23 protein-coding genes are annotated in these 25,914 nt (G+C 33.0%); 2 read left to right on the plus strand and 21 right to left on the minus strand.

All coding sequences use genetic code 11. The features are described from left to right. Positions 1–13 precede the first annotated feature (13 nt). The 14 genes from DWZ69_RS03820 to gap form a co-directional block, all read right to left on the minus strand. Positions 14–1,378: an MATE family efflux transporter gene (locus tag DWZ69_RS03820; RefSeq protein ID WP_243002563.1), complete on the minus strand. Its 1,365-nt coding sequence runs from the start codon at positions 1,376–1,378 to the stop codon at positions 14–16. A gap of 82 nt (positions 1,379–1,460) precedes the next feature. Then, a complete protein-coding gene (locus tag DWZ69_RS03825; RefSeq protein ID WP_117998963.1) occupies positions 1,461–1,967 on the minus strand; it encodes a phosphatase PAP2 family protein in 507 nt (168 codons plus the stop codon). 18 nt (positions 1,968–1,985) lie between these two features. Further along, the gene (locus DWZ69_RS03830) at positions 1,986–2,165 is read right to left on the minus strand and encodes a DUF6472 family protein (protein ID WP_022165945.1); all 180 of its coding nucleotides are present in this window, start codon (positions 2,163–2,165) and stop codon (positions 1,986–1,988) included. 14 nt (positions 2,166–2,179) lie between these two features. Next, positions 2,180–3,364, minus strand: a complete 1,185-nt coding sequence (locus tag DWZ69_RS03835; RefSeq protein ID WP_117998962.1) for a pyridoxal phosphate-dependent aminotransferase — start codon at positions 3,362–3,364, stop codon at positions 2,180–2,182. A gap of 20 nt (positions 3,365–3,384) precedes the next feature. After that, positions 3,385–3,843: an SsrA-binding protein SmpB gene (gene smpB, locus DWZ69_RS03840; RefSeq protein ID WP_118436217.1), complete on the minus strand. Its 459-nt coding sequence runs from the start codon at positions 3,841–3,843 to the stop codon at positions 3,385–3,387. Between the two features lie 166 nt (positions 3,844–4,009). Then, complete coding sequence (gene rnr, locus DWZ69_RS03845) at positions 4,010–6,124, minus strand: ribonuclease R (RefSeq protein ID WP_118436219.1); 2,115 nt, start codon at positions 6,122–6,124, stop codon at positions 4,010–4,012. A gap of 171 nt (positions 6,125–6,295) precedes the next feature. After that, complete coding sequence (secG, locus tag DWZ69_RS03850) at positions 6,296–6,541, minus strand: preprotein translocase subunit SecG (protein WP_117998960.1); 246 nt, start codon at positions 6,539–6,541, stop codon at positions 6,296–6,298. A gap of 128 nt (positions 6,542–6,669) precedes the next feature. Next, the gene (gene eno / locus DWZ69_RS03855) at positions 6,670–7,935 is read right to left on the minus strand and encodes a phosphopyruvate hydratase (protein WP_118436221.1); all 1,266 of its coding nucleotides are present in this window, start codon (positions 7,933–7,935) and stop codon (positions 6,670–6,672) included. Between the two features lie 57 nt (positions 7,936–7,992). Next, positions 7,993–9,312, minus strand: a complete 1,320-nt coding sequence (locus tag DWZ69_RS03860; protein WP_158573359.1) for a CapA family protein — start codon at positions 9,310–9,312, stop codon at positions 7,993–7,995. Between the two features lie 77 nt (positions 9,313–9,389). Then, a complete protein-coding gene (gpmI, locus tag DWZ69_RS03865) occupies positions 9,390–10,931 on the minus strand; it encodes a 2,3-bisphosphoglycerate-independent phosphoglycerate mutase (protein ID WP_117998957.1) in 1,542 nt (513 codons plus the stop codon). Positions 10,932–10,943: 12 nt separating this feature from the next. Beyond that, on the minus strand, positions 10,944–12,233 hold the full coding sequence (locus DWZ69_RS03870; RefSeq protein ID WP_117998956.1) for a hypothetical protein: 1,290 nt from the start codon (positions 12,231–12,233) through the stop codon (positions 10,944–10,946). Positions 12,234–12,298: 65 nt separating this feature from the next. Next, a complete protein-coding gene (gene tpiA / locus DWZ69_RS03875; RefSeq protein ID WP_117998955.1) occupies positions 12,299–13,051 on the minus strand; it encodes a triose-phosphate isomerase in 753 nt (250 codons plus the stop codon). A 291-nt stretch (positions 13,052–13,342) separates the two neighbouring features. Continuing rightward, positions 13,343–14,548 (minus strand): phosphoglycerate kinase, encoded by a 1,206-nt coding sequence (locus DWZ69_RS03880; protein WP_117998954.1) that lies wholly within the window; start codon positions 14,546–14,548, stop codon positions 13,343–13,345. Between the two features lie 122 nt (positions 14,549–14,670). Beyond that, entirely contained in the window at positions 14,671–15,687 is a 1,017-nt protein-coding gene (gene gap / locus DWZ69_RS03885) for a type I glyceraldehyde-3-phosphate dehydrogenase (protein WP_117998953.1), read from the minus strand. Between the two features lie 252 nt (positions 15,688–15,939). Here gap and DWZ69_RS03890 point away from each other — a divergent pair, with 252 nt between their 5' ends. Further along, positions 15,940–16,707 carry a histidinol-phosphatase HisJ family protein gene (locus DWZ69_RS03890; RefSeq protein ID WP_117998952.1) on the plus strand — a complete coding sequence of 256 codons (768 nt, stop codon included), beginning with the start codon at positions 15,940–15,942 and terminating at the stop codon, positions 16,705–16,707. 57 nt (positions 16,708–16,764) lie between these two features. Here the strand turns inward: DWZ69_RS03890 and DWZ69_RS03895 are convergent, their stop codons facing one another. Beyond that, positions 16,765–17,907, minus strand: a complete 1,143-nt coding sequence (locus DWZ69_RS03895) for a cysteine desulfurase family protein (protein ID WP_117998951.1) — start codon at positions 17,905–17,907, stop codon at positions 16,765–16,767. A gap of 79 nt (positions 17,908–17,986) precedes the next feature. On the opposite strand from DWZ69_RS03895, the gene DWZ69_RS03900 reads away from it, so the two are divergent. Continuing rightward, on the plus strand, positions 17,987–19,492 hold the full coding sequence (locus tag DWZ69_RS03900; RefSeq protein WP_158561050.1) for a polysaccharide biosynthesis protein: 1,506 nt from the start codon (positions 17,987–17,989) through the stop codon (positions 19,490–19,492). A gap of 151 nt (positions 19,493–19,643) precedes the next feature. Here the strand turns inward: DWZ69_RS03900 and DWZ69_RS03905 are convergent, their stop codons facing one another. The 6 genes from DWZ69_RS03905 to DWZ69_RS03925 all read right to left on the minus strand — a co-directional run bounded on the left by DWZ69_RS03905 (position 19,644) and on the right by DWZ69_RS03925 (position 25,910). Continuing rightward, the gene (locus DWZ69_RS03905; RefSeq protein WP_117998949.1) at positions 19,644–20,519 is read right to left on the minus strand and encodes a hypothetical protein; all 876 of its coding nucleotides are present in this window, start codon (positions 20,517–20,519) and stop codon (positions 19,644–19,646) included. A 95-nt stretch (positions 20,520–20,614) separates the two neighbouring features. Beyond that, a complete protein-coding gene (locus DWZ69_RS03910) occupies positions 20,615–21,505 on the minus strand; it encodes a hypothetical protein (RefSeq protein ID WP_117998948.1) in 891 nt (296 codons plus the stop codon). 211 nt (positions 21,506–21,716) lie between these two features. Beyond that, positions 21,717–21,887 (minus strand): hypothetical protein, encoded by a 171-nt coding sequence (locus DWZ69_RS12045; protein WP_158561049.1) that lies wholly within the window; start codon positions 21,885–21,887, stop codon positions 21,717–21,719. A gap of 240 nt (positions 21,888–22,127) precedes the next feature. Beyond that, a complete protein-coding gene (locus tag DWZ69_RS03915; RefSeq protein ID WP_117998947.1) occupies positions 22,128–23,876 on the minus strand; it encodes an ABC transporter ATP-binding protein in 1,749 nt (582 codons plus the stop codon). Beyond that, positions 23,877–25,604, minus strand: a complete 1,728-nt coding sequence (locus DWZ69_RS03920) for an ABC transporter ATP-binding protein (protein WP_118436225.1) — start codon at positions 25,602–25,604, stop codon at positions 23,877–23,879. A 108-nt stretch (positions 25,605–25,712) separates the two neighbouring features. Continuing rightward, positions 25,713–25,910: a PspC domain-containing protein gene (locus DWZ69_RS03925; RefSeq protein WP_117998945.1), complete on the minus strand. Its 198-nt coding sequence runs from the start codon at positions 25,908–25,910 to the stop codon at positions 25,713–25,715. Positions 25,911–25,914: the final 4 nt, after the last annotated feature.

The following is a 25,914-nucleotide window of genomic DNA, read 5'->3' on the forward strand; positions in this document are numbered from 1 at the left end:
CCAACTTCACACTCTATTCATTATGTACAACTAAATTAATAGTTTTCCACTTTCCACGTTTGTATCTTATTAAACTAAATAACCCGTTTAGCATCCATGTAATTCCTGTTGCAACAAATACACCATAACTACCTAAAAATGGAATTAATGTTAATGGATATGCAAATCCAACTCTTCCTATACATTCCACTATGCCCGTAAAAAGAGAAAACATTGCATCCCCGGCACCATTTAATACATTTCGTGTTGTATAAATGAGACCTAAAAATACATAGAAACAACTTGTTATTCTAAGACCATCTGAAGCTATCCGTAAAACTTCAGCATCTTTTCCGAATATTGACACAATTGGTGATGTGAAAGTCCAAAACAGAACAAGGACTACTGCTGAAAATATTACATTCATAACATTTGAAGAATTAAATCCTTTCACAACTCTGTCTGTCTTTCCTGCACCAAGATTCTGACCTGTATATGTAGAAACTGCTGCTCCTAGTGACATGAATGGCTGCTGAACTAATGTTTCTATTCTTGAAATAACTGTAAAAGCTGTAGTAAATGTTGCTCCATAACCATTAACAATAGCCTGTAATACTATTAATGAAAAGGCTATTAATGAATTCTGTAATGCTACAGGTATACCCAGTCTTAAACTCTTCTCTACAATATAACTGTTAAGTTTTAAATTCTTCTTTTTTAGCCTAAAATAAGTATTGCTCTTATATGCATAAAAAATACATGTAACTGCTGATAAAAACTGTGAAAATGCTGTGGCAACACCTGCGCCTACAACTCCCCAGCCAAGTCCTAATACAAACCACAAATCAAGCACAACATTAACAAGACTTGCAAATATTAAAAATATTAAAGGTGTTTTACTGTCTCCTAAGGCTCTAAGTATACTTGATACTCCGTTGTATAAACCTGTACAGCAAATACCTATGGATGTAACTTTTAAATAAGCTGTTGCGTCACCTAAAATAACCTTATCTGTTCTAAGTAACACTAATACCGGTTTTGCTATAAAAAAGCCTATACAAGCCATTATTACTGAACTTATAAGCACAATCCATATTGCATTTCCTATTGTGTCTTTTACCTTCTCTTCATTATTTGAGCCAAAAAACTGTGCGACAATTATTCCTATTCCAACAGATAAACCTGCTACTAAGGAAAAGAATAAAAAATTAAGTGAGTTTGTTGTTCCGATTGCGCCTAACGCATTAGGACCAACAAAATTTCCAACAATTATGGAATCCACCATGTTATACAATTGCTGGAATATGTTTCCAATAAACAAAGGTACTGCAAACTGCAAAAGCAATTTCCAAGGTGTGCCCTTTGTCATGTCCTTTAAAAACTTATTTTCTTTTGACATAATTTTCCTCATCCTTTAGCTTGTCCTAAGGTTATCCACTCATGCTGTACAGATGGTATAAAACCTTTTGACAATGTAATTGTTAAATTAAATAAAATCCAATTATTCCTGATGCAATTCCTATAACTGCCCCTGCTATTACATCCTTTGGAAAATGAACTCCACAAATTACTCTCTCAAATGCCATAATAACAGCAAGAAGCATCATAAAAATCCCCAAAGGGATACAAATATACAAAGCTGACATAGCAATTACAAAGGCAGAAAAAACATGACGACTTGGCATTGACTGACCTTTTTTTTCTTTTACAATCAACGGTGAAAAATCATATACAACATAAGGTCTTTTTTCGTCAATAATATATCTGAATATTGTAACTGCCACAAAAGATATGCTACATACAAGCACAACTCTTACACAGGTACCACTATTGTTTTGATACTGCATAAACGCAGACATTAAAATAATTACAGCAAATAAAACATAAATCATTATTGTAACTATCCTGTTTATTCCTGTAACTATTTTAACTCCGTTTTTCTTTTTTCTAACAGCTTCTGTTATTTTTATATAGCTTTCCTGTTTCATTTTTTCTCCGAAATAATTCTACTGTTTTCTTGCAATTCTGTATTCATCACCATAGGAGAAATACGGACATGTTGCTCTCTTAAACTGCATTAACATGGCTAAATCATCTTCATCCATATTTACAACACAGCCGTATTCTTCATATTCTTCGTCATATACGTAATTGCTACAAAATTCACAACTATATTGATCACTCATTGTTAAACTCCTGTTTACTTATAACTTTCTGCTAACTTTTCAAATGCAGGAAGCGCATCTTCAATCTGCTTTGTCTGAACACAATAAGAAACTCTTACATATCCCGGTGTTCCAAAACTGTCAGCAGGTACAAGTAATAATTCGTATTCTTTTGCCTTTTCACAAAATTCGTAAGCGTCCTCTCCCATGGCTTTTACAAATAAGTAAAATGCACCATCAGGGTAAACACATTCAAAGCCCATTTTTGTTAAAGCATTATATAATAAATCTCTGTTTTCTTTATAAATTGAAATATCAGATGTATCACTTATGCACCTTTCAATTACTCTTTGAAGCATACTTGGGGCACATACATAGCCTAAAGCTCTTCCGGCTCCACAAACTGCTGCGTAAGCATCTTCTTCATCAATCATCTTTGGTGATACTACTATGTATCCAATTCTTTCTCCCGGAAGAGATAATGCCTTACTATATGAATAGCATACAAAAGTATTGTCATAATAATTAATAACATATGGTACTTCTGTATCATCATAAACTAACTCTCTATATGGTTCATCAGTAATAAGGAAAATAGGATGTCCATATTCCTCTTCTTTCTTTTTTAATAACTGACACATTTTTTCAATTGTTTCTACAGTATAAACAACACCTGATGGATTGTTAGGTGAATTAATTATTACTGCCTTTGTTTTTTCATTAATGGCTTTTTCGAAATTATCCATGTCAATCTGGAAAGTCTTTTCCTGTGACTTAACTTCTACTAATTTAGCGCCTGTTCTTTCAATAAACACCCCGTATTCAGGAAAATAAGGAGTAAATACAATACACTCGTCATCTTTTTGTAAAATTGCATTCATTACAATTGTAAGTGATGCTGCTGCTCCACATGTCATGTAAATATTGTTTGCTGTAACATTCGTCCCAAATTTGTCATTAATATAATTTGCAATTGTTTCCCTAACATGTGCATCACCCTGAGCTGATGTATATCCATGAAGGGCTACTGAATCAAAATTATTAACTAAATCAATAATGGCATCATCTACACTTTTTGGTGCAGGTACACTTGGATTACCAATACTAAAATCAAAAACATTCTCTGCTCCGATTTCAGCCTTTCTCTTATTACCATATTCAAAAATTTCTCTGATTTCTGAACGTACTTTTCCTAACTTTACTAATGATTCTGTATACATTTTATCCTCCTTATTTATAACTAGCGCATATGAATCTTAAACTCTTTTTCGTGCTCTCTCTTCAAATCACGCTTTTTAATGTCTGCTCTCTTGTCATATAGTTTTTTACCTCTGGCAAGTCCTATTTCAACCTTTACCAGACTTCCTTTAAAATAAACTCTTAAAGGTACTAAGGTCAACCCTTTTTCATTTAGTTTTCCAAATAATTTATTAATTTCATATTTATGAAGCATTAATTTCTTTGGTCTTAAAGGATCTTTGTTGAAAATGTTTCCCTTTTCATAAGGATTAATATGCATTCCGTATATTATAACTTCGCCATTTTCAATTCTTACAAATGACTCTTTTATACTGCAATGGCCTGCACGTAAAGACTTAACTTCTGTTCCATGTAAAACAATTCCTGCCTCATAAGTATCTTCTATAAAATAATCATGTCTTGCTTTCTTATTGCTTGCAATTAATTTTCCTGAAGCCATACTCTTTCCTTTCTTTAAAGTTAATCACTAATAATATTTTATATTACCATACCGGATATAATCTATTTCAAATTGTTTAAATCAGAACTAATTTGTTTCGAATTTTTTATACCGGCTTTAATTCATTTCAAATAATTCATACAAAATATAATCTGTTTCAAATAATTTACACCAGACTAAAATCAATCGTTCTTGTTAATTTGTCTGCCGCCTCAACACGTATTCTTACAGGCTGGCCCAACTTATATGTCTTCTTAGTGGCTTCACCTGTCATTGAGAAAGAATCCTCATCATATATATAATGGTCGTCACACATATTTGAAACATGCACCAAACCTTCTATTGTATTAGGCAATTCTACATACAAACCAAAGTTTGTAACACCTGAAATCACACCTACAAATTCTTCGCCAATTTGTCCACGCATATATTCTGCCTGCTTTAGCTTTTCTGTGTCTCTTTCTGCATCATCTGCACGTCTTTCATTTGTGCTACAATTCTTTGTCACTTCAGGTAGTATGCTCTTGTAATGTTCAGCATGCTTATCCGTCATCTTCCCGTTAATACATTCTTTTATAATACGATGTATCTGCAAATCAGGATATCTTCTAATAGGCGATGTAAAATGCGTATAATATTTTGCAGCCAAGCCAAAATGTCCCAAACATTCAGGTGTGTACTCTGCTCTTTTCATTGAGCGAAGAGTTACCCTGCTTATCATAGCCTCTTCCGGTGTTCCTTCAATGTTATTTAACAATTTTTGTATTTCTTTTGGATGTACTTCCTCTCCTGATAATTTTACAGAATAACCAAAGTTGGTAATAAATGTTGCCAAAGCTTTCATTCTGTCACTATCCGGCTTTTCGTGATTTCTGTATACAAAAGGCACCTGCTGCCAATAAAAATATTCGGCTATTGTCTCATTAGCTGCCAACATAAAATCTTCAATAATTTTTGTAGCTGCATTTCTATCATAAGGTTCAATTGATATAGGATAGCCTTTTTCGTCAAGTTTGATTTTACACTCTGGAAAATCAAAATCAATGGCACCTCTTTTGTATCTTTTATCTCTAAGTATTTTTGATAACTCAGCCATTAAATTAAACATTGGCACAAAATCCTCATACTGCTTAATTGTGGCTTCATCCTTATTTGTTATAATATCATTTACTGCTGTATATGTCATTCGTCTATCAACATTTATTAAAGTTTCTTTGACCTGATGGTCTACGATTTCACCTTTTTCATTAATTTTCATTATACAGCTAAGGGCAAGCCTGTCCTCACCCTGATTAAGTGAACAAATTCCATTGGATAATTTATGAGGTAACATAGGAATAACTCTGTCTACTAAGTATACGCTTGTTCCTCTTTTCACAGCCTCTTTATCTAATGGTGAATTTTCAGTAACATAGTGGGATACATCTGCAATATGAACACCTAAAGTGTAAATCCCATCTTCTTTTGTCAAAGTAATAGCATCATCTAAATCCTTAGCATCCTCACCGTCAATAGTTACGGTCTGAAGGCCTCGAATATCAAATCTGCCTACCTTATCTTCTTCTTCCACTTCAGATGGAATATTTTCAATCTGTTCCATTACTTCTTCAGGAAACTCACAAGGTATGTCATAATTTTTCACAATCGATAAAATATCTACACCTGGATCATTTACGTGACCTAGAATTTCTGTTACAACACCTTCAGGTTTTCTATCCTTTGTGCCATAAGTTTTAATTTTTGCAACAACTTTGTGACCATCTACTGCCCCTTTTGTATCTTTCCCTGCAATATAAATATCACTAAAAATTTTCTTATTGTCAGGAATAACATAACCAAAACTTTTATTTTTCTGAAAATAACCTACTACTTCTCTGATTTCGTGAGAAATAATCTTGATAACTTTGCCTTCTTTTCTCTTTCCTGTTTGGATAGGATCTACCGCAATCAATACCATATCATGATGAAAGGCACCATTAACATTTCCTTTTGGTATAAAATAATCCTCTTCCTCGCCTTCAACTTCTACAAAGCCAAAACCTTTTTCATTTCCAATAAAAAGTCCCTGTCTGTACTCTTCCTGTGGAATACTATATTTTCCTTTTTTTGATATTGTTATTTTCCCTTCGTTTAGTAATTCAGTTAAAACAATGTCAAGCAACCCTCTGTCTTCTTTTCTAACATTTAAAATAACAACCAACTCTTTAAATTTCATTGGTACATAATGTTTGTCATTCATTAACTGAAGTATTATTTTTTTCTTTTCTTCTATTAAATCCATTCAAATCTCCCTTTATCTATTTGTCTATCATAAATTCCGTTTTCTTCTTAAATAATATCCAAAAACATTATACCTTAATCTGTCCAAACTGTTTATACTTATTTGGTATTTTTTTACAAAGAAAAAAGGTGTAGAAACCTACACCTTAATCAGTCAACATTTTATTTTATCTTAAAATCCGATAAATCCCATATTGAGAATTACTGAAAGTACAAAGAATAATACAACGCAAATCTTTGTAGCCTTCTCAAGTTTACCTTCCATTGAACGGCCCTTGTTCTTTCCCCAATATGTGTCAGCTGCACCACTGATTGCACCAGTAAGTCCTGCCTGTTTTCCTTCTTGAAGTAAGATTACTACTGTAATAATTAAACATACGATCATAAATACTACTGTTAATACTCTAAGTAATGTCATTAGTTTTTTCCTCCTCTATCTATTACAAGGATACCAATCCTTAATATTTCGTATCACGCAAAGACAATATTATCATATTATGCTCTCTAAATCAAGAGTATTTTTACAGCAGTTTGTGTTAAGGATTTTTACAACATTTCCTCAATTCGTAGTAATTGATTATATTTGGCAGTTCTCTCTCCTCTGCATGGGGCACCGGTTTTTATATAGCCTGTATTAAGTGCCACTGCCAAATCTGCTATTGTTGTATCCTCGCTTTCTCCTGAGCGATGAGACATTATGGCTATCATGCCTTTTTTCTGTGCCAATTGTACTGCCTTTATAGTTTCAGTAATTGAGCCTATCTGATTTGGTTTAATCAATATTGCATTGGCGCTTTTCTCTTTAATGCCTTTTTGCAGTCTGTTTACATTTGTGACAAATAAATCATCACCTACTAATCTTACTTTACTTCCTATTCTCTGCGTTAGTTTCTTCCAACCATCCCAGTCTTCTTCATCCAATGGGTCTTCAATTGAAAAAATAGGATATTTATTAACTATATTTTCCCACATCTCAATTAATTCATCTGATGTTACATTTTTATTTTTCTTTGGCATAGTATATTTTCCAACTGAACTTCCTTTCCATTCAGATGCTGCCACATCCAAAGAAATTTTAAAGTCCTTTCCTTTTTGAAAGCCACTCTTTTCTACTGCTTCAACTATAATATCCAGAACCTGTTCTTCGCTTTCTAAATCCGGTGCAAAGCCACCTTCATCTCCAACAGCTACTGACAAATTACGTTCTTTTAACAGCCCTTTAAGGCAATGATAGACCTCACTGCACCATCTAAGCCCTTCCTTAAAAGATTTTGCCCCTACAGGTAATATCATAAACTCCTGTATATCCACATTATTTGACGCATGAGCACCACCATTTAAAATATTCATCATTGGTATAGGCATTTTTCTTCCACAAATACCACCAATATATTTATAATCAGGAAGCTTTAATGCTTTTGCACAGGCTTTCATATTTGCCATTGATACTGCAAGAATACTATTAGCTCCAAGATTTTCCTTGTTAGATGTTCCATCAAGCTTTAACATTATGCTGTCTACTTTATTCTGATTTAAGCCATTGATGCCTTCTAATGCAGGATAAATAATTTCATTTACATTTTTTACGGCTTTTTTCACGCCATTTCCATTATATCTTTCACCCCTATCACGTAGTTCCACTGCCTCAAACTTTCCTGTTGAAGCCCCTGATGGCACAATGGCACAACCTGTATATAACTCTCCTGCCTTACCGTCAACCTTAACAGTAACTTCCGCTTCAACTGTTGGATTTCCTCTTGAATCCATTACTTCTCTGCCTTTTACATTAACAATTTTTAAAAATTTATACATAAAAAACCTCCTAACATGCTTTTTCTTATTTTGCACATCTAGGAGATTTTTATCCTTTTATTTTTTTATAAATTTGCCAAACACTTTTTTGGACAAATCAACGTAGTCCTGATATTTTACAGGATCATACCATTGAATACTATGTTCTCTTAACATTGAGTCATTATAATCAGTTAGTCTGTAGGTATATTGTTTTCTTATAACATTTTCAGATTTGCCCCAAACATAATGATTGATTGTAGGCACAACTCCAGCTGTTTTCTTTATAATTCTTGTTCCTTTATTGTCTTTTCTAACTGTAAGAGTTGCCATGCCACCCATAAGTGTTTCCCACTGCTGTTGACCTGATGTGTAGTTACCTAAAGAATAATAGCACAATGCCTTATTTCCATTGTCTGTTTTAATCCACTGAATCTTTTCACATACATGGGGATGAGTTCCAATAATCAAATCAGCTCCGGCTTCTACCATAAGCTTCGCCCACTGCACCTGTTCCTTAATTGGTTCAGGCTGTACATATTCCTGCCCCCAGTGTGGTAGGACAATTGTAAAATCAGCTTCTTTTTCTGCTCTTTCAATATCGGATTTTACTTTTTCTTTATGTTGTTTGTCCATTAAATTAACTATATATGAATACTCCTGTGGAAGTTTTAAACCATTAAGTCCATACGTATAATTTAGAACTGCGAATTTTATACCCTTACATTCGTAAATTGGTATACTATTATATTCTTCCTCATTTTCATTTAAGCCAACCATCATTATTTCATTCTTATGTTTCTTCCAAAACTTAATTGCATGTTGCATACCTTCAACTTTGGTATCCAAAGAATGATTTGAAGCACACTGGACTATATCAAATCCGGCATCTATTACAGCCCTTCCCATAGAATCAGGTGTGTTAAATAACGGAAAACCCTGATATTCAAACTGCTTTCCGCCTAACATTGTTTCCTGGTTAATTATGGCAATATCTGCTGCCTTAAAATCAGATTTCATTTTTTCAAATACTTCTGAAAAATCATATTTGCCACCACCATAACGTTTGGCAGTATAAAGAACCGAGTCACTAACCAGATTATCCCCCACTGCAACTATAGAAACTTCTGTAGGTTTAATATTTTGGGCTGCATTTTTAACTGTATTTTTTACTTTTTTATCTGCTACTTTTGTTGGCAATTCTATATTATTTTGAACAACCTTAACTGATTTGTTGTTTGATACTAAGGTCGTTATTCCTATAACCATTAATACACCTAAAACAATTAATGTGCCCACACTTATTACTATACGTTTAACGTTTAATCTTCTATGTCTGTGGTATATTGAATGATACTTATTATAATTTTTGCGTACTTTTCTTCTTCTGTTTGTCATAATTTCCCTTTTTTCAAATATAGTCATCAAACAATTCTAACTTACATTAGTTTGTCTGATGACTATTTTAATTGCTATTATTTAATTATCAATGACTTTCCTGTCATTTCTTTTGGCTGTTCCATTCCCATTACTTCAATAAGTGTTGGGGCAATGTCTGCTAAACATCCACCTTCTCTTAATTTCCATGAAGGATCTGCATTTACTAAAATAAATGGAACCGGATTTGTTGTATGTGCTGTATGTGGAGCACCTGTTTCGTAATCAATCATCTTTTCAGCATTTCCATGGTCAGCGCAAATAAACAATACACCATCTACGTCTTTTACTGCCTGAACAGCATCTCCAACAAGACTGTCAACTCTTTCAACAGCCTTTACTGCTGCAGGAATTACACCTGTATGACCTACCATGTCAGGATTTGCAAAGTTAATAACGATTACGTCATACTTATCTGATTTAATAGCTTCAACTAAGTCCATACCTACTTCAGGTGCACTCATTTCTGGTTTTAAGTCATAAGTAGCAACATCCTTTGGAGAATTTACTAATAATCTGAATTCATCCACGTTAGGATCTTCAACACCACCGTTAAAGAAGAATGTAACATGAGCATACTTTTCTGTCTCTGCCAAACGTAGCTGTTTCTTTCCATGTGCTGCTAAAAATTCACCAAATGTATTTTTAATTTCTTCTTTTTCAAATGCAACAAGCTTGTTAGGAATTGTTTCATCGTAATCCTTGAAGCATACATATGTTAATTTTAAGAAATCTCTTTCAAAGCCTGTAAATTTGTCATCACAGAATGCTCTTGTGATTTCTCTTGCTCTATCAGGTCTAAAGTTAAAGAAGATAACTGAATCACCATCTTTTACTAATGATAATGGCTGGCCATTTTCATCTGTAATAACTGTTGGTAATACAAATTCGTCTGTCTTGTCATTTGCGTATGAATCTTCTACAGCCTTAACAGCATCTGTAGCCTTAACACCTTCTCCTGTAACTAATGAATCGTAAGCTAATTTTACACGATCCCAGTTGTTATCTCTATCCATTGCATAGTAACGGCCTGATAATGAAGCAATCTTTCCTACTCCGATTTCCTTCATTTTGTCTTCTAACTGCTGTACATAATCTTTTCCTGATGCAGGAGGTGTATCTCTACCATCTAAGAATGCGTGTACATACACGTTTTCAAGGCCATTCTTTTTTGCCATTTCCAATAAACCATATAAATGTGAGTTATGGCTGTGTACACCACCATCTGATAACAAGCCCCACAAATGTAAGTCTGAATTGTTTTTCTTACAGTTTTCAATTGCCTGTAATAATACTTTGTTTTCGAAGAATGTACCATCTTCAATATCTTTTGTAATTCTTGTAAGATCCTGATATATAATTCTTCCTGCACCAATATTCATATGACCTACTTCTGAGTTACCCATCTGACCATCAGGAAGTCCTACTGCCAAACCTGACGCATTTCCTTTTACAAAAGGATATTCTGCCATTAATTTGTCCATAACAGGTGTGTTTGCCATTGCAATAGCATTTCCTTCTGTCTTTTCATTTAATCCATAGCCATCTAAGACCATTAATACTACTGGTTTCTTTGCCATTTTCTTTTCTCCTTATTCTATGTTAAAATTTACTTTTTGTTTAGCAAAATTAATGCCCACTGCGTTTTCTTTTGTTCTTCTTCCGTCATTTCTAAAATAAACTACATCGTAGCCTGGGAACTTTGGATCGTTACCACATTTTTCGGAAGTATTATCAAGCATTTTTTCAGCTTCTTTTTTAGTTATATATACATAAATTCTAGTATATGCACCTGCACCATTTCCTACATTTTCCTGACCGTTAAAATTAATAGGATTCTTTTTAATTTGTTTAAAATGATTTCCTGTTATTGTAATATTCTTAACGCCACTTCCTGAAATTGCATGACCTGTGTTAGTGCTTGTTAGATTGTTTCCTTTTCCATTTTTAATAAATCTGTTATTTAATATCTTTGTGTTTTTCCAATTCATCAGATAAACACCTGCATCATAAAGATTTTTAAAAGTATTTCCTTTAATTAAAATCTTTGAATGATAAATATTTTTCTTTTTCTTTGTTTGAGAATAGTTATGTGTTCCTACACCTCTGCTCATTCCCTGAAATACACTATTAGTAACTTTAATGTTTACACATGGTGTTTTGTCCTGTTTTGCCCAAGTACAACCAACACCACCTGTTATTTCATCAGCCATATCAATGTTAATTGCTTCTTTAACATAAGCTTTTTGTGGTGAACCTTTCTTTGCTTTGTTGAATTTGCACTTGTTAATTTTTACATTTTTAGCACCATTTACTTCAATGTAGTGATTACCATTCATACCTTTGAAAGTAATACCTGAAATTTCAATATTCTTACAATGAACTGCTACAATGGATAAACCTTTAATATACTTCATATCGAATACAACCTTGCCTTTAGCTATCATTTTTGCATTCGATGTTCCATTATATTTACCAATTGCCTTATTCTTGTAAGTCATGTTCTTTGGAACCAACTGCCACATAGCTGTTGCAGGTTTAATATGTGCTTTTGTATCAAATATATTCTCAATAACAACACCATCTTCAAAAACAACTGTTACATTAGATGGTATACATACAGAATACTGGAATCTATATGTTCCTTTTTTAAATGTAAGTTTTCCTCCTCCTGCTTTTCTCATGCTCTCTGTATATTCATTTAAAGCCATACAATGAGCAACTGAGCTATCATATACTGTTGGGTGTTTTTTTGCATTTTGAACTAATTTGGCCGGTGACACTGTCACATTCATTTTTGCCTGTGCATTACAATTAAACATTGTACACATAAACAATACGGCAGCTATTGATAATAATACTTTTATTCTACCTGTTCTCATAATTATCTTATCCCCTTTTTTTACTAAAACAGGACACTGCGGAACAGTGTCCTGTGGGTTATATATTATTTGTTGTAATTAACGATCTGTCCAAAGTCAACCTTAAGGCTGGCTCCACCAACTAAACCACCATCAATGTCAGGTTTAGCAAGTAATTCTGCAGCATTTCCTGCATTCATTGATCCACCATACTGGATTCTGATAGCTGCTGCTGTAGCATCATCATATACTTCAGCGATGCAAGCTCTAATAGCTGCACATACTTCTTCAGCCTGATCAGATGTAGCTGTCTTACCTGTTCCGATTGCCCAAATTGGTTCGTAAGCAATAACTGCTTCCTTAGCCTGATCTGCTGTTACATTGTTAAATGCAACCTTAATCTGCTGACGAATGAAATCAATTGTGATTCCCTGTTCTCTCTGTTCAAGAGTTTCACCACAGCAGATAATTGGTGTAATACCATGTTCGAAAGCCTTAAGAACTTTTTTGTTTACTGTTTCATCAGTTTCAGCAAAGTATTCTCTTCTTTCTGAATGTCCGATGATAACATATTTTACACCAATGTCTGTAAGCATGTTAGGAGCGATTTCACCTGTGTAAGCACCGCTTTCTTCAAAATACATGTTTTCAGCACCAATATTAATATTTGTCCCCTTAGTAGCTTCCATAGCTGGAACTAAATCGATTGCTGGTACGCAGAATACTACGTCAACTTCATCATTAGCTACTAATGGTTTTAATTCATTAATTAATGCAACTGCCTCACTTGGAGTCTTGTTCATTTTCCAGTTGCCTGCAATAATCTTCTTTCTCATTATGAAATCTCCTTTATTCTTTCGCCATTTCTTATTGACGTTCTACGTCAATAAGCACGCTGGCAACGTTATGACCTACCATTCTTTCGTCGTTTTCTTATTGATGCAAAGCATCAATAAGCACGCTGGCAACGTTATGACCTACCATTCTTTCGCCGTTTTCTTATTGATGCAAAGCATCAATAAGCACGCTGGCATTCGCCAGCTTCACAAAAACAAATCATTGAACAAATGAATGCAAGCATTCATTGTTCTTAATTTGTTTTTGTGTAAATGGACTCATTTGCCTTAGCGTTATTTGTCGTTTGCTGCCACAACGCCTGGTAAGTCTTTTCCTTCTAAGAATTCTAAGCTTGCCCCACCACCTGTTGAGATGTGAGTCATCTTATCACCAAATCCAAGGTTGTTTACTGCTGCTGCTGAATCACCACCACCGATAATTGTTGTAGCATCTGTATCAGCTAAAGCCTGAGCTACTGCAATAGTACCTGCTGCAAGACATGGATTTTCTGAAACACCCATAGGTCCGTTCCATACTACTGTCTTAGCATTCTTTACTGCATCAGCAAATAATTCTCTTGTTTTAGGTCCAATGTCAAGTCCTTCTTTGTCATCAGGAATTGCATTTGTTGGAACTATCATTGTTTCGATTTCTGCATCAATTGGATCTGGGAATCCATCAGCTGCAACTGTATCGATTGGAAGTAAAATCTTCTTTCCTAATTCTTCTGCTTTCTTAAGCATATCATTACAGTAATCAAGCTTGCTGTCATCTACTAAAGAGATACCAACATTTCCGCCCTGAGCCTTAACGAATGTGTATGCCATACCACCACCGATAATTAAAGTATCGCACTTTTCAAGTAAGTTATTGATAACATTTAATTTGTCAGCAACCTTAGCACCACCAAGAATAGCTACGAAAGGTCTTACAGGATTGTTTACTGCATTTCCTAAGAAATCAATTTCCTTCTGCATTAAGTAACCAACTACTGCTGTGTCAACATATTCTGTTACACCAACGTTTGAACAATGTGCTCTATGAGCTGTACCAAATGCATCATTTACAAATACATCACAAAGTGAAGCAAGTTCTTTTGAGAAAGCTTCTCCGTTCTTTGTTTCTTCTGCTCTATAACGTGTATTCTGAAGTAATACTACGTCACCATCCTGCATAGCTGCTACTGCTGCTTTTGCATTTTCACCTACAACATTATCATCTGCTGCAAACTTAACTTCCTGTCCTAATAATTCTGAAAGTCTTACTGCAACTGGTGCAAGTGATAATTCAGGCTTTGGTTCTCCCTTTGGCTTTCCAAGATGTGAGCAAAGGATAACCTTACCACCATCATTAATTAATTTTTTGATTGTTGGAAGAGCTGCTACAAGACGGTTTTCATCAGTAATAACGCCTTCCTTTAAAGGTACGTTGAAATCACAACGAACTAATACCTTTAATCCTTTTACATTGATATCATCAACTGATTTTTTGTTAAGCATATTAACTTTCCTTTCTAATTTTCATATTTAAAAATCCATACTGTATAAACTAAAAGCCCATACATAGACAAAGGGCCCGGCCCATTAAAGCCGGACCCTTTTGGATCTTAATATTCTTAAACTTATGCAAGTTCTGAGAAGTATTTGATTGTTCTAACCATCTGGCTTGTGTATGAATTTTCATTGTCATACCATGAAACAACCTGTACTTCATATGTGTCTTCGTCAACCTTTGATACCATTGTCTGTGTAGCATCAAATAATGAACCATATCTCATACCTACGATATCTGAAGAAACGATTTCGTCTTCATTGTATCCGTATGATTCGTTTGAAGCTGCCTTCATAGCTGCGTTGATACCTTCAACTGTGATATCTTTTCCTTTAACTACAGCAGTAAGAACTGTTGTTGATCCTGTTGGAACTGGAACTCTCTGTGCAGATCCGATTAATTTTCCGTTTAATTCTGGAATTACTAATCCGATAGCTTTTGCAGCACCTGTTGAGTTAGGAACGATGTTAACTGCAGCAGCTCTTGATCTTCTTAAGTCACCCTTTCTCTGAGGGCCATCAAGAGTCATCTGATCACCTGTGTAAGCATGAATTGTTAACATGATACCACTCTGGATTGGAGCGTACTTGTTAAGAGCATCAGCCATAGGTGCTAAACAGTTTGTTGTACATGAAGCAGCTGAGATAATTGTATCTTCTGGCTTTAATGTATTGTGGTTTGTATTGTAAACGATTGTAGGAAGATCATTTCCAGCTGGAGCTGAAATAACAACCTTACGAGCACCAGCTTTGATATGAGCCTGTGCTTTGTCCTTTGATGTATAGAATCCTGTACATTCTAATACTACGTCTACGTTTAATTCTCCCCAAGGGCAATTTGAAGCATCAGCTTCTGCATAAATCTTGATTTCCTTACCATCAACGATGATAGAATCTTCTGTAGCTGAAACTGTATCAGCCTTTTCATATTTACCCTGTGATGAATCATACTTTAATAAGTGAGCTAACATTTTAGGACTTGTTAAGTCGTTGATAGCTACTACTTCATAACCTTCAGCACCAAACATCTGTCTGAAAGCAAGACGTCCAATACGTCCAAATCCGTTAATTGCAACTTTAACTGCCATTTGATTTTTCCTCCTGAAAAATTTAAAATTTTTATTGTTAATTTTCATTAACCTATTGATTATTTTACATAATTACTCTGTAAATATCAAGGTGTTTTTATGGTTTTTCTTGGTTTTTTGTTAAATTTTTGTCAATTTTTTGATAATGAAACGTTATTGTAGATTTTTATTGTTGTTTTTGCTATATTTTATTTAAAATTCTAAGTTAAATTTTAACGTGAATTTTGCAAAAAAATAAAAAGGACTAATATTATGTTTTCAGATTATCATGTTCATAGCAAATTTTCTTTTGACTCAGAAGAAAAAATCGACAATATTATTTCAAAAGCAATTGAGTTAAAAATGAACCAAATTGTCATAACCGACCATGAGGATTTTAACTGGCCTGTTGAAGGCGAAACTCCTCTTATTGACCTTCCTAAATATAATTTGGTTTTATCTCAAAAAAAAGAACAATACAAAAATAAAATTAAACTTTTTAAAGGCATTGAGTTGGGGCTTATGAAAGGTACAGGTACTCAATGCCTGGAGCTTATAAATGCATCAGCGTTGGATTTTATAATTGGCTCCTGTCATATTGTGGACAACATGGACCCATATTATACAGATTTTTGGAAAAACAGACAGGACAGGGATGCTTTTGAACTTTATTTTAAAACTCTTTTGGAAGGCTTATTAGAATTCAGCCAAATTGATACTTTAGGTCATTTAGACTATGTTGTAAGATACAGTCCAAACAGAGACTCAAACTATTCACCACGTGATTACCAGGATGTTATTGATGAGATTTTAAAATTCATTATAGAAAAAGACATTAAGTTGGAAATTAACACTTCTAACTTATCTAAAGGTTTTGACTTTTTTAATCCACATACTGATATTATTAAAAGATATAAGGAATTAGGTGGAAAATATGTTACCCTTGGTTCTGACGCTCATAAAGCTGAATACATTGGTTACGGTTTTGATAAAGCATACGAAATTGCTAATTCTTTTGATTTAAAAATATTTACGCTTTAATTTAAACATAGAGCTGTCGCCTTAAAGATATCTAATCACCGGCGCACAGCTCCTTTTCTAATTTCCCGCTTTTCTCATTTTCAAAATATTTTCTTTCAGTTTATTTACTGTGTAATCAATCTCTTCTTTTGTGTTTTCGTAGGATAATGTAATTCTAATGGTTCCGTATGCAAATTTATCCGATACGCCAATTGCGGTTATAACATGAGACGGCTTATCTGATGAAGAAGAACATGCTGAACCGGCAGAAATACACACACCTTCATTATCCATTAGTATTACAAGTGATGTTCCATCAATTCCTGCTATTGTAAAATTAGCATTTCCCGGTAGTCGTTTTATCTGATGGCCGTTTAATCTCACGTATGGAATTTCTCTTAACATTCTGTTAATTAGATAATCTCTAAGTCTGCTCTCTTTTTCCAATCTTTTGGTTATTATATTTTTGGCAGTTTCTACCGCCACCCCCATGCCCACAATAGCTGCTACATTTTCAGTGCCTGCTCTTTTGCCAAATTCCTGACTTCCACCATACACCAGTGGATTCATTTTTTTCGGCTCTTTTATATACAAAAAGCCTATTCCTTTAGGGCCGTAAAACTTGTGGGCGCTGGCACTTAACATATCCACCTGCAATTTTTCCACATCAATTGGTACATGGCAAAAAGCCTGCACAGCATCTGTATGAAACAGTATATTATGTTTTTTAGCAATCTGCGCAATTTTTCCTATTTCCTGTATTGTGCCAATTTCGTTATTTGCATACATTATGGAAATTAGCCCTGTTTTTATTGTTTTATCATTCCTAATGTAACTTTCAATTTCGTAGGGATTTATCAGCCCTTCTCTGTCTGTTCCAATGTAGGAAACATGCATACCTTTTTGTTCTAGCTCACTGCATTTATTTAAAACAGCGTGGTGTTCTATTTTTGAAGTAACAATATGATTTCCCCACTGTTTTGCGTTTTCCAAAACCCAATTATCCGACTCAGTTCCTCCTGACGTAAAAATAATATTTTCCCCTTTGCAGTTTAAAACTCCGGCTATTTTCTCCCTTGTTTCCTCTATAATCTTTCTTGATTTTTTTGATAATGTATATATGCCTGACGGATTTCCATACATGTCATTTAAATATGGTTCCATGGCTTCTGCTGCTTCTTTGCATATTTTTGTTGTTGCCCCATTGTCCAAATAAATCATGGTTTCTCCTTAATAATATTAATAGCATTTTTTTTTAATGTTAAGAATAAATTATAATAAAGTGTTTTTCGGTGGTACTATGTCTGTAAAAAAGCAAATTATTCAAGGAACCATTGTCCTTACATCTGCCACTTTATTAAGTAGAATTCTTGGTTTTTTATATAGAATATTCCTTTCAAACTTAATGGGTGCAAAAGGAATGGGCCTTTTTCAATTAATTTTTCCGGTTCTGGGATTTGCCACCTCTGTAAGTTGCGGTGGTATCCAAATAGCTGTTTCAAGATTTGTTGCAGAAAGCAAAAACAAAAACAGCAAATTTATGATTTTAATAAGCAGCCTTGTAATGTCTGCTGTTCTGTCTGCTTTTACGGCTTTTATTTTGTATAAATTTGCTCTGCCTATTTCTGTTAATATTATAAAAAACAGCCAGTGTTATGAAATGATAAAATATGCGTCTCTTACTGTCCCCCTTGCAGCTTTTCACTCCTGTATAACCGGTTATTATCTTGGTATGAAAAAGACTTTTGTTCCTGCTTTTTCTACAGTGCTTGAACAACTTGCAAAAGTAGCATCTGTCTATATTATTGGTATGGTTGTCATAACAAACAAAATCGAAATTACACCTATGGTTGCAGTTTATTCCATGATTATTTCAGAATTTATTGGTGTGATTTTCTGTGTTATTGCTTTGACAGGAGAACCAAAATACTCTTTTAAAATTAAAGATTTGTTTGTATCCATGAAGAAACTTTTTTCTGTTTCCTATGTGCTTACAATTAACAAAATCATGATAACTTTTCTCCAATGTTTTGAAGCAATTTTAGTGCCTATTGTTTTGGTTAAAAGTGGTTTGTCAAAGGACAATGCTCTTAGTGTCTATGGAATTTTAACGGGCATGGCAGTTCCTGTTATAACTTTTCCCTTGGCAATTAATACCTCTGTCTCAACCATGATTTTGCCTGCCATTGCAGACGCTAACACCAGCGGTAAAAATAATCAGGTAAAAAAAGCTACGGAAACTTCTATTTGTTTTTCTATAATTATGGGGATTTTCTTTATTGGATTTTTCCTGTATTTTGGAGATTTTATTGGTGGCGAAATCTTCGGTCACAGACAGGCTGGTGATTATATAAAAATTCTTGCCTGGATATGCCCTTTTATGTATTTGTCCATTACCATGGGTGCCATATTACATGGACTTGGCAAAACTAATCAGGCTTTTATACATAATGTTGTTGGAACTGTTATTCGTCTTTTCTGTCTATGGTTTTTGGTTCCTGCAATCGGTATTAAAGGATATTTATGGGGACTTCTTGGTAGCAATCTTATAACTACTTTACTGCATAATTATTGTATAAAAAAGAATATTGGACACAAACTTAATTGCATGGACTTTATAATTAAGCCTGTAATTTGGCTAAGTATAAGTATGCTTTGCTGTTATCTTATCAGATATATTTTTTCTTTTTGTAATTCAGAAACACGTTTGTATAGTTACTTTTCTAACGGAGTATGCGCAGTAGTTTTAGCCGGTGTCTTTTCATTTTTCTTTTATACTTACTGGAAAAATATTAAGCAGTTTTAAATGTGTTTTAATCAGTAAATATGACTTATGATATTCTACGCGCTAAGTATGCCTCTAGTTAAAAATTTTTCCATTACAAAAAACAGGATGAAAGCTTTTCAACTTCCATCCTGTTTTACTATAGTATTTCTATTTACTTTTTGTTTATTTTCTATTTTTTCTTTATTTTCCTTATGTCCTTTTTTTTGATGTTTTTACATCCTTTTACTATTACACTTTTAATCTTTTGTTTTTTAGATGTAATAATTTTCTTCAGCTTTGGAGCATTTACAATTTTTAAAGACTTAATTTTTCCGGCTTTGGAAATATCAATCTTTTTTAAACTGTTGTCATTTTTTATGGTAATGCTTTTTAACTTTTTATTTTTTCCAATGTTAATTTTTTTAATATTAGTATCTACGATTTTTATATTTGATACTTTTTTACATTTTGAAAAATCTACTTCATTTAATTTACCACCTGCCCAACACTCGAAGCTTTTTAAATTACTATTCTTTGATATGTTGATTTTCTTCAGGTTGTTCAATTGAACAATTTGAATTTTATTTAATTTTCTGTAATTTGAAAAATCAAAAGTCTTTAAATCTGTTTTTCCAAATCCACCAAGCATTGTTACACTTTTTAAATTAGTAAGTTTATAAAGAGATTCTTTATTTGTCATTTTAGTTGGAATTGCTATCTTCATTTTCTCAAGATTAGTCAGATATTCTATGCCTTTAAAATTTCTTACTACACCTTCATCACCTAAATTAGTAAATTTTTCCAGCTCGCCTTCACCTTCATATTCACCTAATTTCAGATATTTTATTTTTTGAACTTCATCTTGTTCAATCTTTCCATTTTGATTTGAGTCAACAACCAAATTCATGTATCTTCTAAGTAAATTATCTGGAAAATTAGATTCATTAATTTCTACTAAATACTCCTCTTTTGGTTGTTGTGCCTTTACAACTGGCTGCCCTAACATAGTCAACATTGCTAAAACATTAATAGTTGCTAATAGTTTTACTGCTTTCTTATTTTTCATATCACAGCACCTCCTTTTATTTATACTTTTTAAACGTATTACATCCTAAAAATATTCCCATTATAAAAAAATGGTTGAGAACGCTTTTCAAGTATTTATTTTTTTATTCTTTTAACATCCTTCTTTGATATTCTCTTACAGTCTTTTACTTTTACACTTTTCACCTTTTGCTTTTTTCCTGAATAAATTCTTTTTATTTTATTACATTGAGTAATTCTTAATTTTTTTAGTTTTTTCAAACCTTTTATGTTTAATCCCGTAAACTTGTTGCTCATATCAATCTGAAGTTTAGTTAAATTACTATTTTTTCCAAAATTAATTTTCTTAAAGTCTCCTTCTGCTATAACAACATTTTTTAATTTCTTATTCTTAGAGAAATCCAAAGTTTTAATGCCTCGCAAATATGTAAAATTAACATTCTTTAGTTCTTTGTTTTTCTTTATGAAATTAAGATTTTTATTTTTAAGCTTGCCACAAATCACTAAGGTATTAAGATTCTTATTGTTTTCAAGATTAATCTTGTCTAATGCTGTATTTGTTCCATTAAGCAAAATTAATTTCTTTAATTTTTTAAATTTCTCTACTGTACTGAGATTTTCCAATTTGATTTTATGCTCAATACCAACAGAGAGTTCCTCCAAATTTTCCAGTACCTCTAATCCTTTTAAATTAATAGTAGCCGGTTCATCTACAAATTCTCCCAATCCTGTATTATATTTTTCTAGTTTTCCAAGTCCTTCATAGAAATTAATTGAATAATAATGAACTTTGTCAGCTTCACTTTTTTCTATCTTTCCGTCCTTGTTATCATCTACTATGTTAATTATGTCTTTTCTAATAAGTTCATCCGGGAAATTAGTTTCATTAATTTCTACAGGATAAATATCTTTTGGTTGTTGCGCCTTTACAACCGGCTGTCCTAACATAGTCAACATTGCCAAAATATTAATAGTTGCTAATAGTTTTACTGCTTTTTTATTTTTCATATCAAAGTACCTCCTTTTATTTATACTTTTTAAACGTATTACATACAAAAAATATTGCAAAAGTTTTTAAATTCATTTTTGTATATAAATCTAAAAGCGTTTACCAAATATCCTTTCCTACACAATTCAATCTTTGTTGTTATAATTACATTCAATGTTTCTTTTCTTATATTTCTTGAAATGTTAATTATTCTAAACGGTTCTTCTCCTTTTAAATCAAGTTCAAAAAAGCTATTTCATAACTCTTTTTGCTATGTATATATTTTTTCCCTGACGAATAATAATCAACAACTATTTTCTCTTCATTTTCATACATCCTCTTTATGTATTTCGCCATTTCATTAGCAAATTTCTCATCATTATCTATCACTGCTATCTTCATTACTTTTCCTCCCCTAACATTAAACACAAAGTTGTTTTCGAACAACAGATTTTTTATAACCACTATAAAAAAACTCCCACATAACCACAAATACATTTGATTATACTTACATTATGGTTATGTGAGAGTTTATGTGTTTTTGTTAATGTTTTTCAATACAATCTTTTGTTTTGTTAGTTTTTCATTCTGTTTTTCTTACTGTTTATTCTACCATTTATATAAATATTATGCAACATTACTTTATTGGTACTGACTATTATATAAATTATAGTAAAATCCTTTTTGTTCAAGCAATTGCTGATGATTTCCCTGTTCAATTATTTTTCCGTTATTCATTACAAGAATTATGTCTGCTTCTTTTATTGTTGAAAGACGATGGGCTACTATGAATGTAGTTCTGCCTTTCATCATTTTATTAAACGCTTTTTGGATTCTTATTTCTGTTCTTGTGTCAATTGAAGATGTTGCTTCGTCCAAAATGAGCATTGGTGGTAAGGCAAGCATTACTCTTGCAATACATAGCAACTGTTTTTGTCCCTGTGATAAGATACCACCATCTTCACCAATTACCGTATCATATCCCTTCGGTAAACGTTTAATAAAACTGTGGGCATGACTTTGTTTTGCTGCTTCAATTATTTCTTCCCTTGTTGCATCAGTTTTTCCAAAAGCAATATTATCTGCAATTGTTTCTTTTTGCAGCCATGTTTCCTGAAGAACCATACCGTAATTTTCACGCAAACTTTTTCGTGTGATATCAGTTATATTTCTGTTATCAACAGTTATTTTACCTGAATCAACATCGTAGAATCTCATTAACAAATTAATAATTGTTGTCTTTCCACAACCGGTTGGTCCAACAATGGCAACTCTTTGTCCCGGTTTTACATGCAAATTAAGGTCTTTTATTAATTCTTTATCTTTGTTGTATGAAAAGTTCACATTGTCTATACCAATGCTTCCATCAACATTTTTTAAGACTGTTTCTTCTGATTCTTTTACATCTACAATTTCTTCTTCATTTATTAAAGAAAAAACTCTTGCACTACATGCAATTGCATTTTGTAATTCTGTAATAACTCCTGAAATTTCGTTAAAAGGCTTAGTATACTGATTTGCATAACTTAAAATAGTCATTAAACCACCAACAGTTATTCCTTTTGCTATCACAGCCTCCAAACCACCGAATATTGCTACTAACGCATATACAATGTTATTTACAAATCTTGTACTTGGGTTAGTAATTGAAGAAAAGAATGTTGCCTTAACATTTACCTTCCACAATCTGTCATTTGTGTCATCAAAATCCTCTAATATGCTGTCTTCCTGACCAAACGCCTTCACGACCTTCAAACCGCTTAATGTTTCATCTACAATTCCTGTCTGTTCACCTCTTATTTCTGACTGAACTCTAAACATGGAATATGTTCTCTTGGCAATAAAGCTTGCCACAAAAAATGATAAAGGTGTCACGCAAATTACTACTAAAGCAATTTTCAAATCAATCTGTATCATAAAAATCAATGTAAACAGTATTGTTATTACACCTGTAAATAAATTTGAAAAGCCCATTAAAAGACCATCTGCAAGCTGGTCTACATCTGTAATAACGTTATTTACAATGTCACCACTTGATTTTGAGTCAATATAACTTACAGGTAATTTTTGAATTTTATCAAAAGATTCTTTTCTAATATCACGTATAACGTTGTAAGTTATTTTGTTGTTACATAATCCCATTATCCACCAACCTACTGCGGCAATCATTGTACATACAACAATTTGAAGAATAACGCCCTTTAATCCTACAAAATCAACTTTTCCCTGACCAATAATTCTGTCTGTTCCAAGTCCGATTAGTTTTGGAATATACAAAGACAATATTACATAAGCTGTAGCAAAAACCACTGACAGTAACAACATGTACCAGTATTTTTTTATTCTCTTAAGAAGTTCTTTTAGGGCATCTTTTTGTGTCATATTATTCATTTATCTGCCCTCCTTCTCTGAATTTTTAAACTGTGATTGGTATATCTCTTTGTAAACTTCACAATTTTCCAATAATTGTTCGTGTTTTCCAACACCTACTACTTTTCCGTCGTCTAATACAACTATCTGGTCTGCATCCATAATAGATGATGTTCGCTGAGAAACTATAAATGTTGTAACATTCTCTAAGCTTCTTATGGCTTTTCTTAAATTTGCCTCTGTTGCAAAATCAAGTGCCGATGAGCTGTCATCTAAAATTAATATTTCAGGTTTCTTAACTAACGCTCTTGCGATGGTTAATCTTTGTTTCTGTCCCCCTGAAAAATTCTTTCCGGTTTGAGTAACATAGGAGTCAATTCCATTCTCTTTTTCCATTACAAAATCATAACTTTGTGATTTCTTTAATGCATCTGTTAATTCTTCTTCAGTTGCATCTTCATTCCCCCACAATAAGTTACTTCTAATTGTTCCTTTAAATAATAAAGCCTTCTGGGGAACTATTGATATTTTCTTCTGTAATGCTGATTTTTTGAATTCTTTAATATCTGCGCCCTCAATGCTCAAGGTTCCTTCTGTTGGATAATAAAATCCCGGTATCATATTTACTAAAGTTGTTTTTCCTGAACCTGTACCACCAATAACACCTATTGTTTCTCCTGATTTTACTTTCAGATTAACACCTTCAATGGAGCTTTCCCCTGCTCCTTCATAGATTAAGGAAACATTATCAAATTCAACTTTTGTATCTAAATCAGGTCCATTATCTAATGTACCCATATCTTCCTCACAAGGAATATCAAATATTTCATTTACACGATTTGCGCAGGCAAAGGCTTTTGTCAGATTAATAATAAGACTGGCAAGTTTTATTAGCTCAACTAAAATCTGTGACATATAGTTGACTAACGCAACAACCTGTCCCTGAGAAAGTCCACCAACATTTACTCTAATTCCGCCGTACCACAAAATTGCTATGATAGCAACATTTATAATAATAAAAGTAGCCGGATTCATAAGTGTTGAAATTCTTCCTGCAATAATTTGAAATCTGTTTAAAACCTGAGTTTCTTCATTGTATTCTTTTACTTCCTGAGCTTCCCTGTTAAAAGCCCTTATAACTCTTGTACCACTTAAATTTTCTCTTGTATGCCCCATTACAACATCAAGAGAATTCTGCACAACTTTGTACATAGGTATTGTGATTAACATTATTCCAAATACAATCACTGAAAGTCCTTGAATTGCCACTGCAAAAACCACTGCTGTTTTTACATCTACTGTAAATGCCATAATCATAGCACCAATTACTATAAAAGGTGAACGTAATAAAAGTCTTAGCATCATGTTCACCTGATTCTGTATTTGGTTTACGTCAGCAGTCATTCTGGTAATAAAAGTAGATGGTCCGTACTGATCAATTTGTGTATAAGATAAACCGCCAATGTGTTTAAACAAATCGTGTCTTAACCCTCTACCAAAACCTGCTGCTGCTTTTGCCGCAAAATATTGTGCTGTTATTGAAAATGTCAGACCTATTGCAGCTAATAAAAGCAATACACCACCCATTTTCAAAATGTAGGCTGTGTCATTTTCTGCTATACCATTATCAATTATTGCTGCCACAACTAATGGAACAAGCAAATCAAAACACGCTTCCAACATTTTAAATAATGGAGCTAATAATGATTCTTTTTTGTAATCTTTTAAATATTTTAATAACTTAAACATAATTTTCCTCTTAAAAATAAAGACTATGAATATTAGAGACAAATTCTCTAAATCTCCATAGCCTTTATTTATATTATATATTCTTCCTTAAACTCTAAAATATATTCACTACTGTATTATATCATCATTAGGAATTATTAATGTGGCAATTATATAGGCTAAAATTCCTGTACCACAGGAACATAAAGTAACTACTGCCCAAATAAGCCTTACAATTGTTGAGTCTATATTAAAATAAATTCCAAGACCGCCACATACACCACATAACATTCTGTCACTTGATGATCTTATAAGTTTTTTCTTCATTAAT

It is taken from the genome of Eubacterium sp. AF34-35BH, assembly GCF_003477765.1.
GTDB lineage: Bacteria > Bacillota > Clostridia > Lachnospirales > Lachnospiraceae > Eubacterium_G.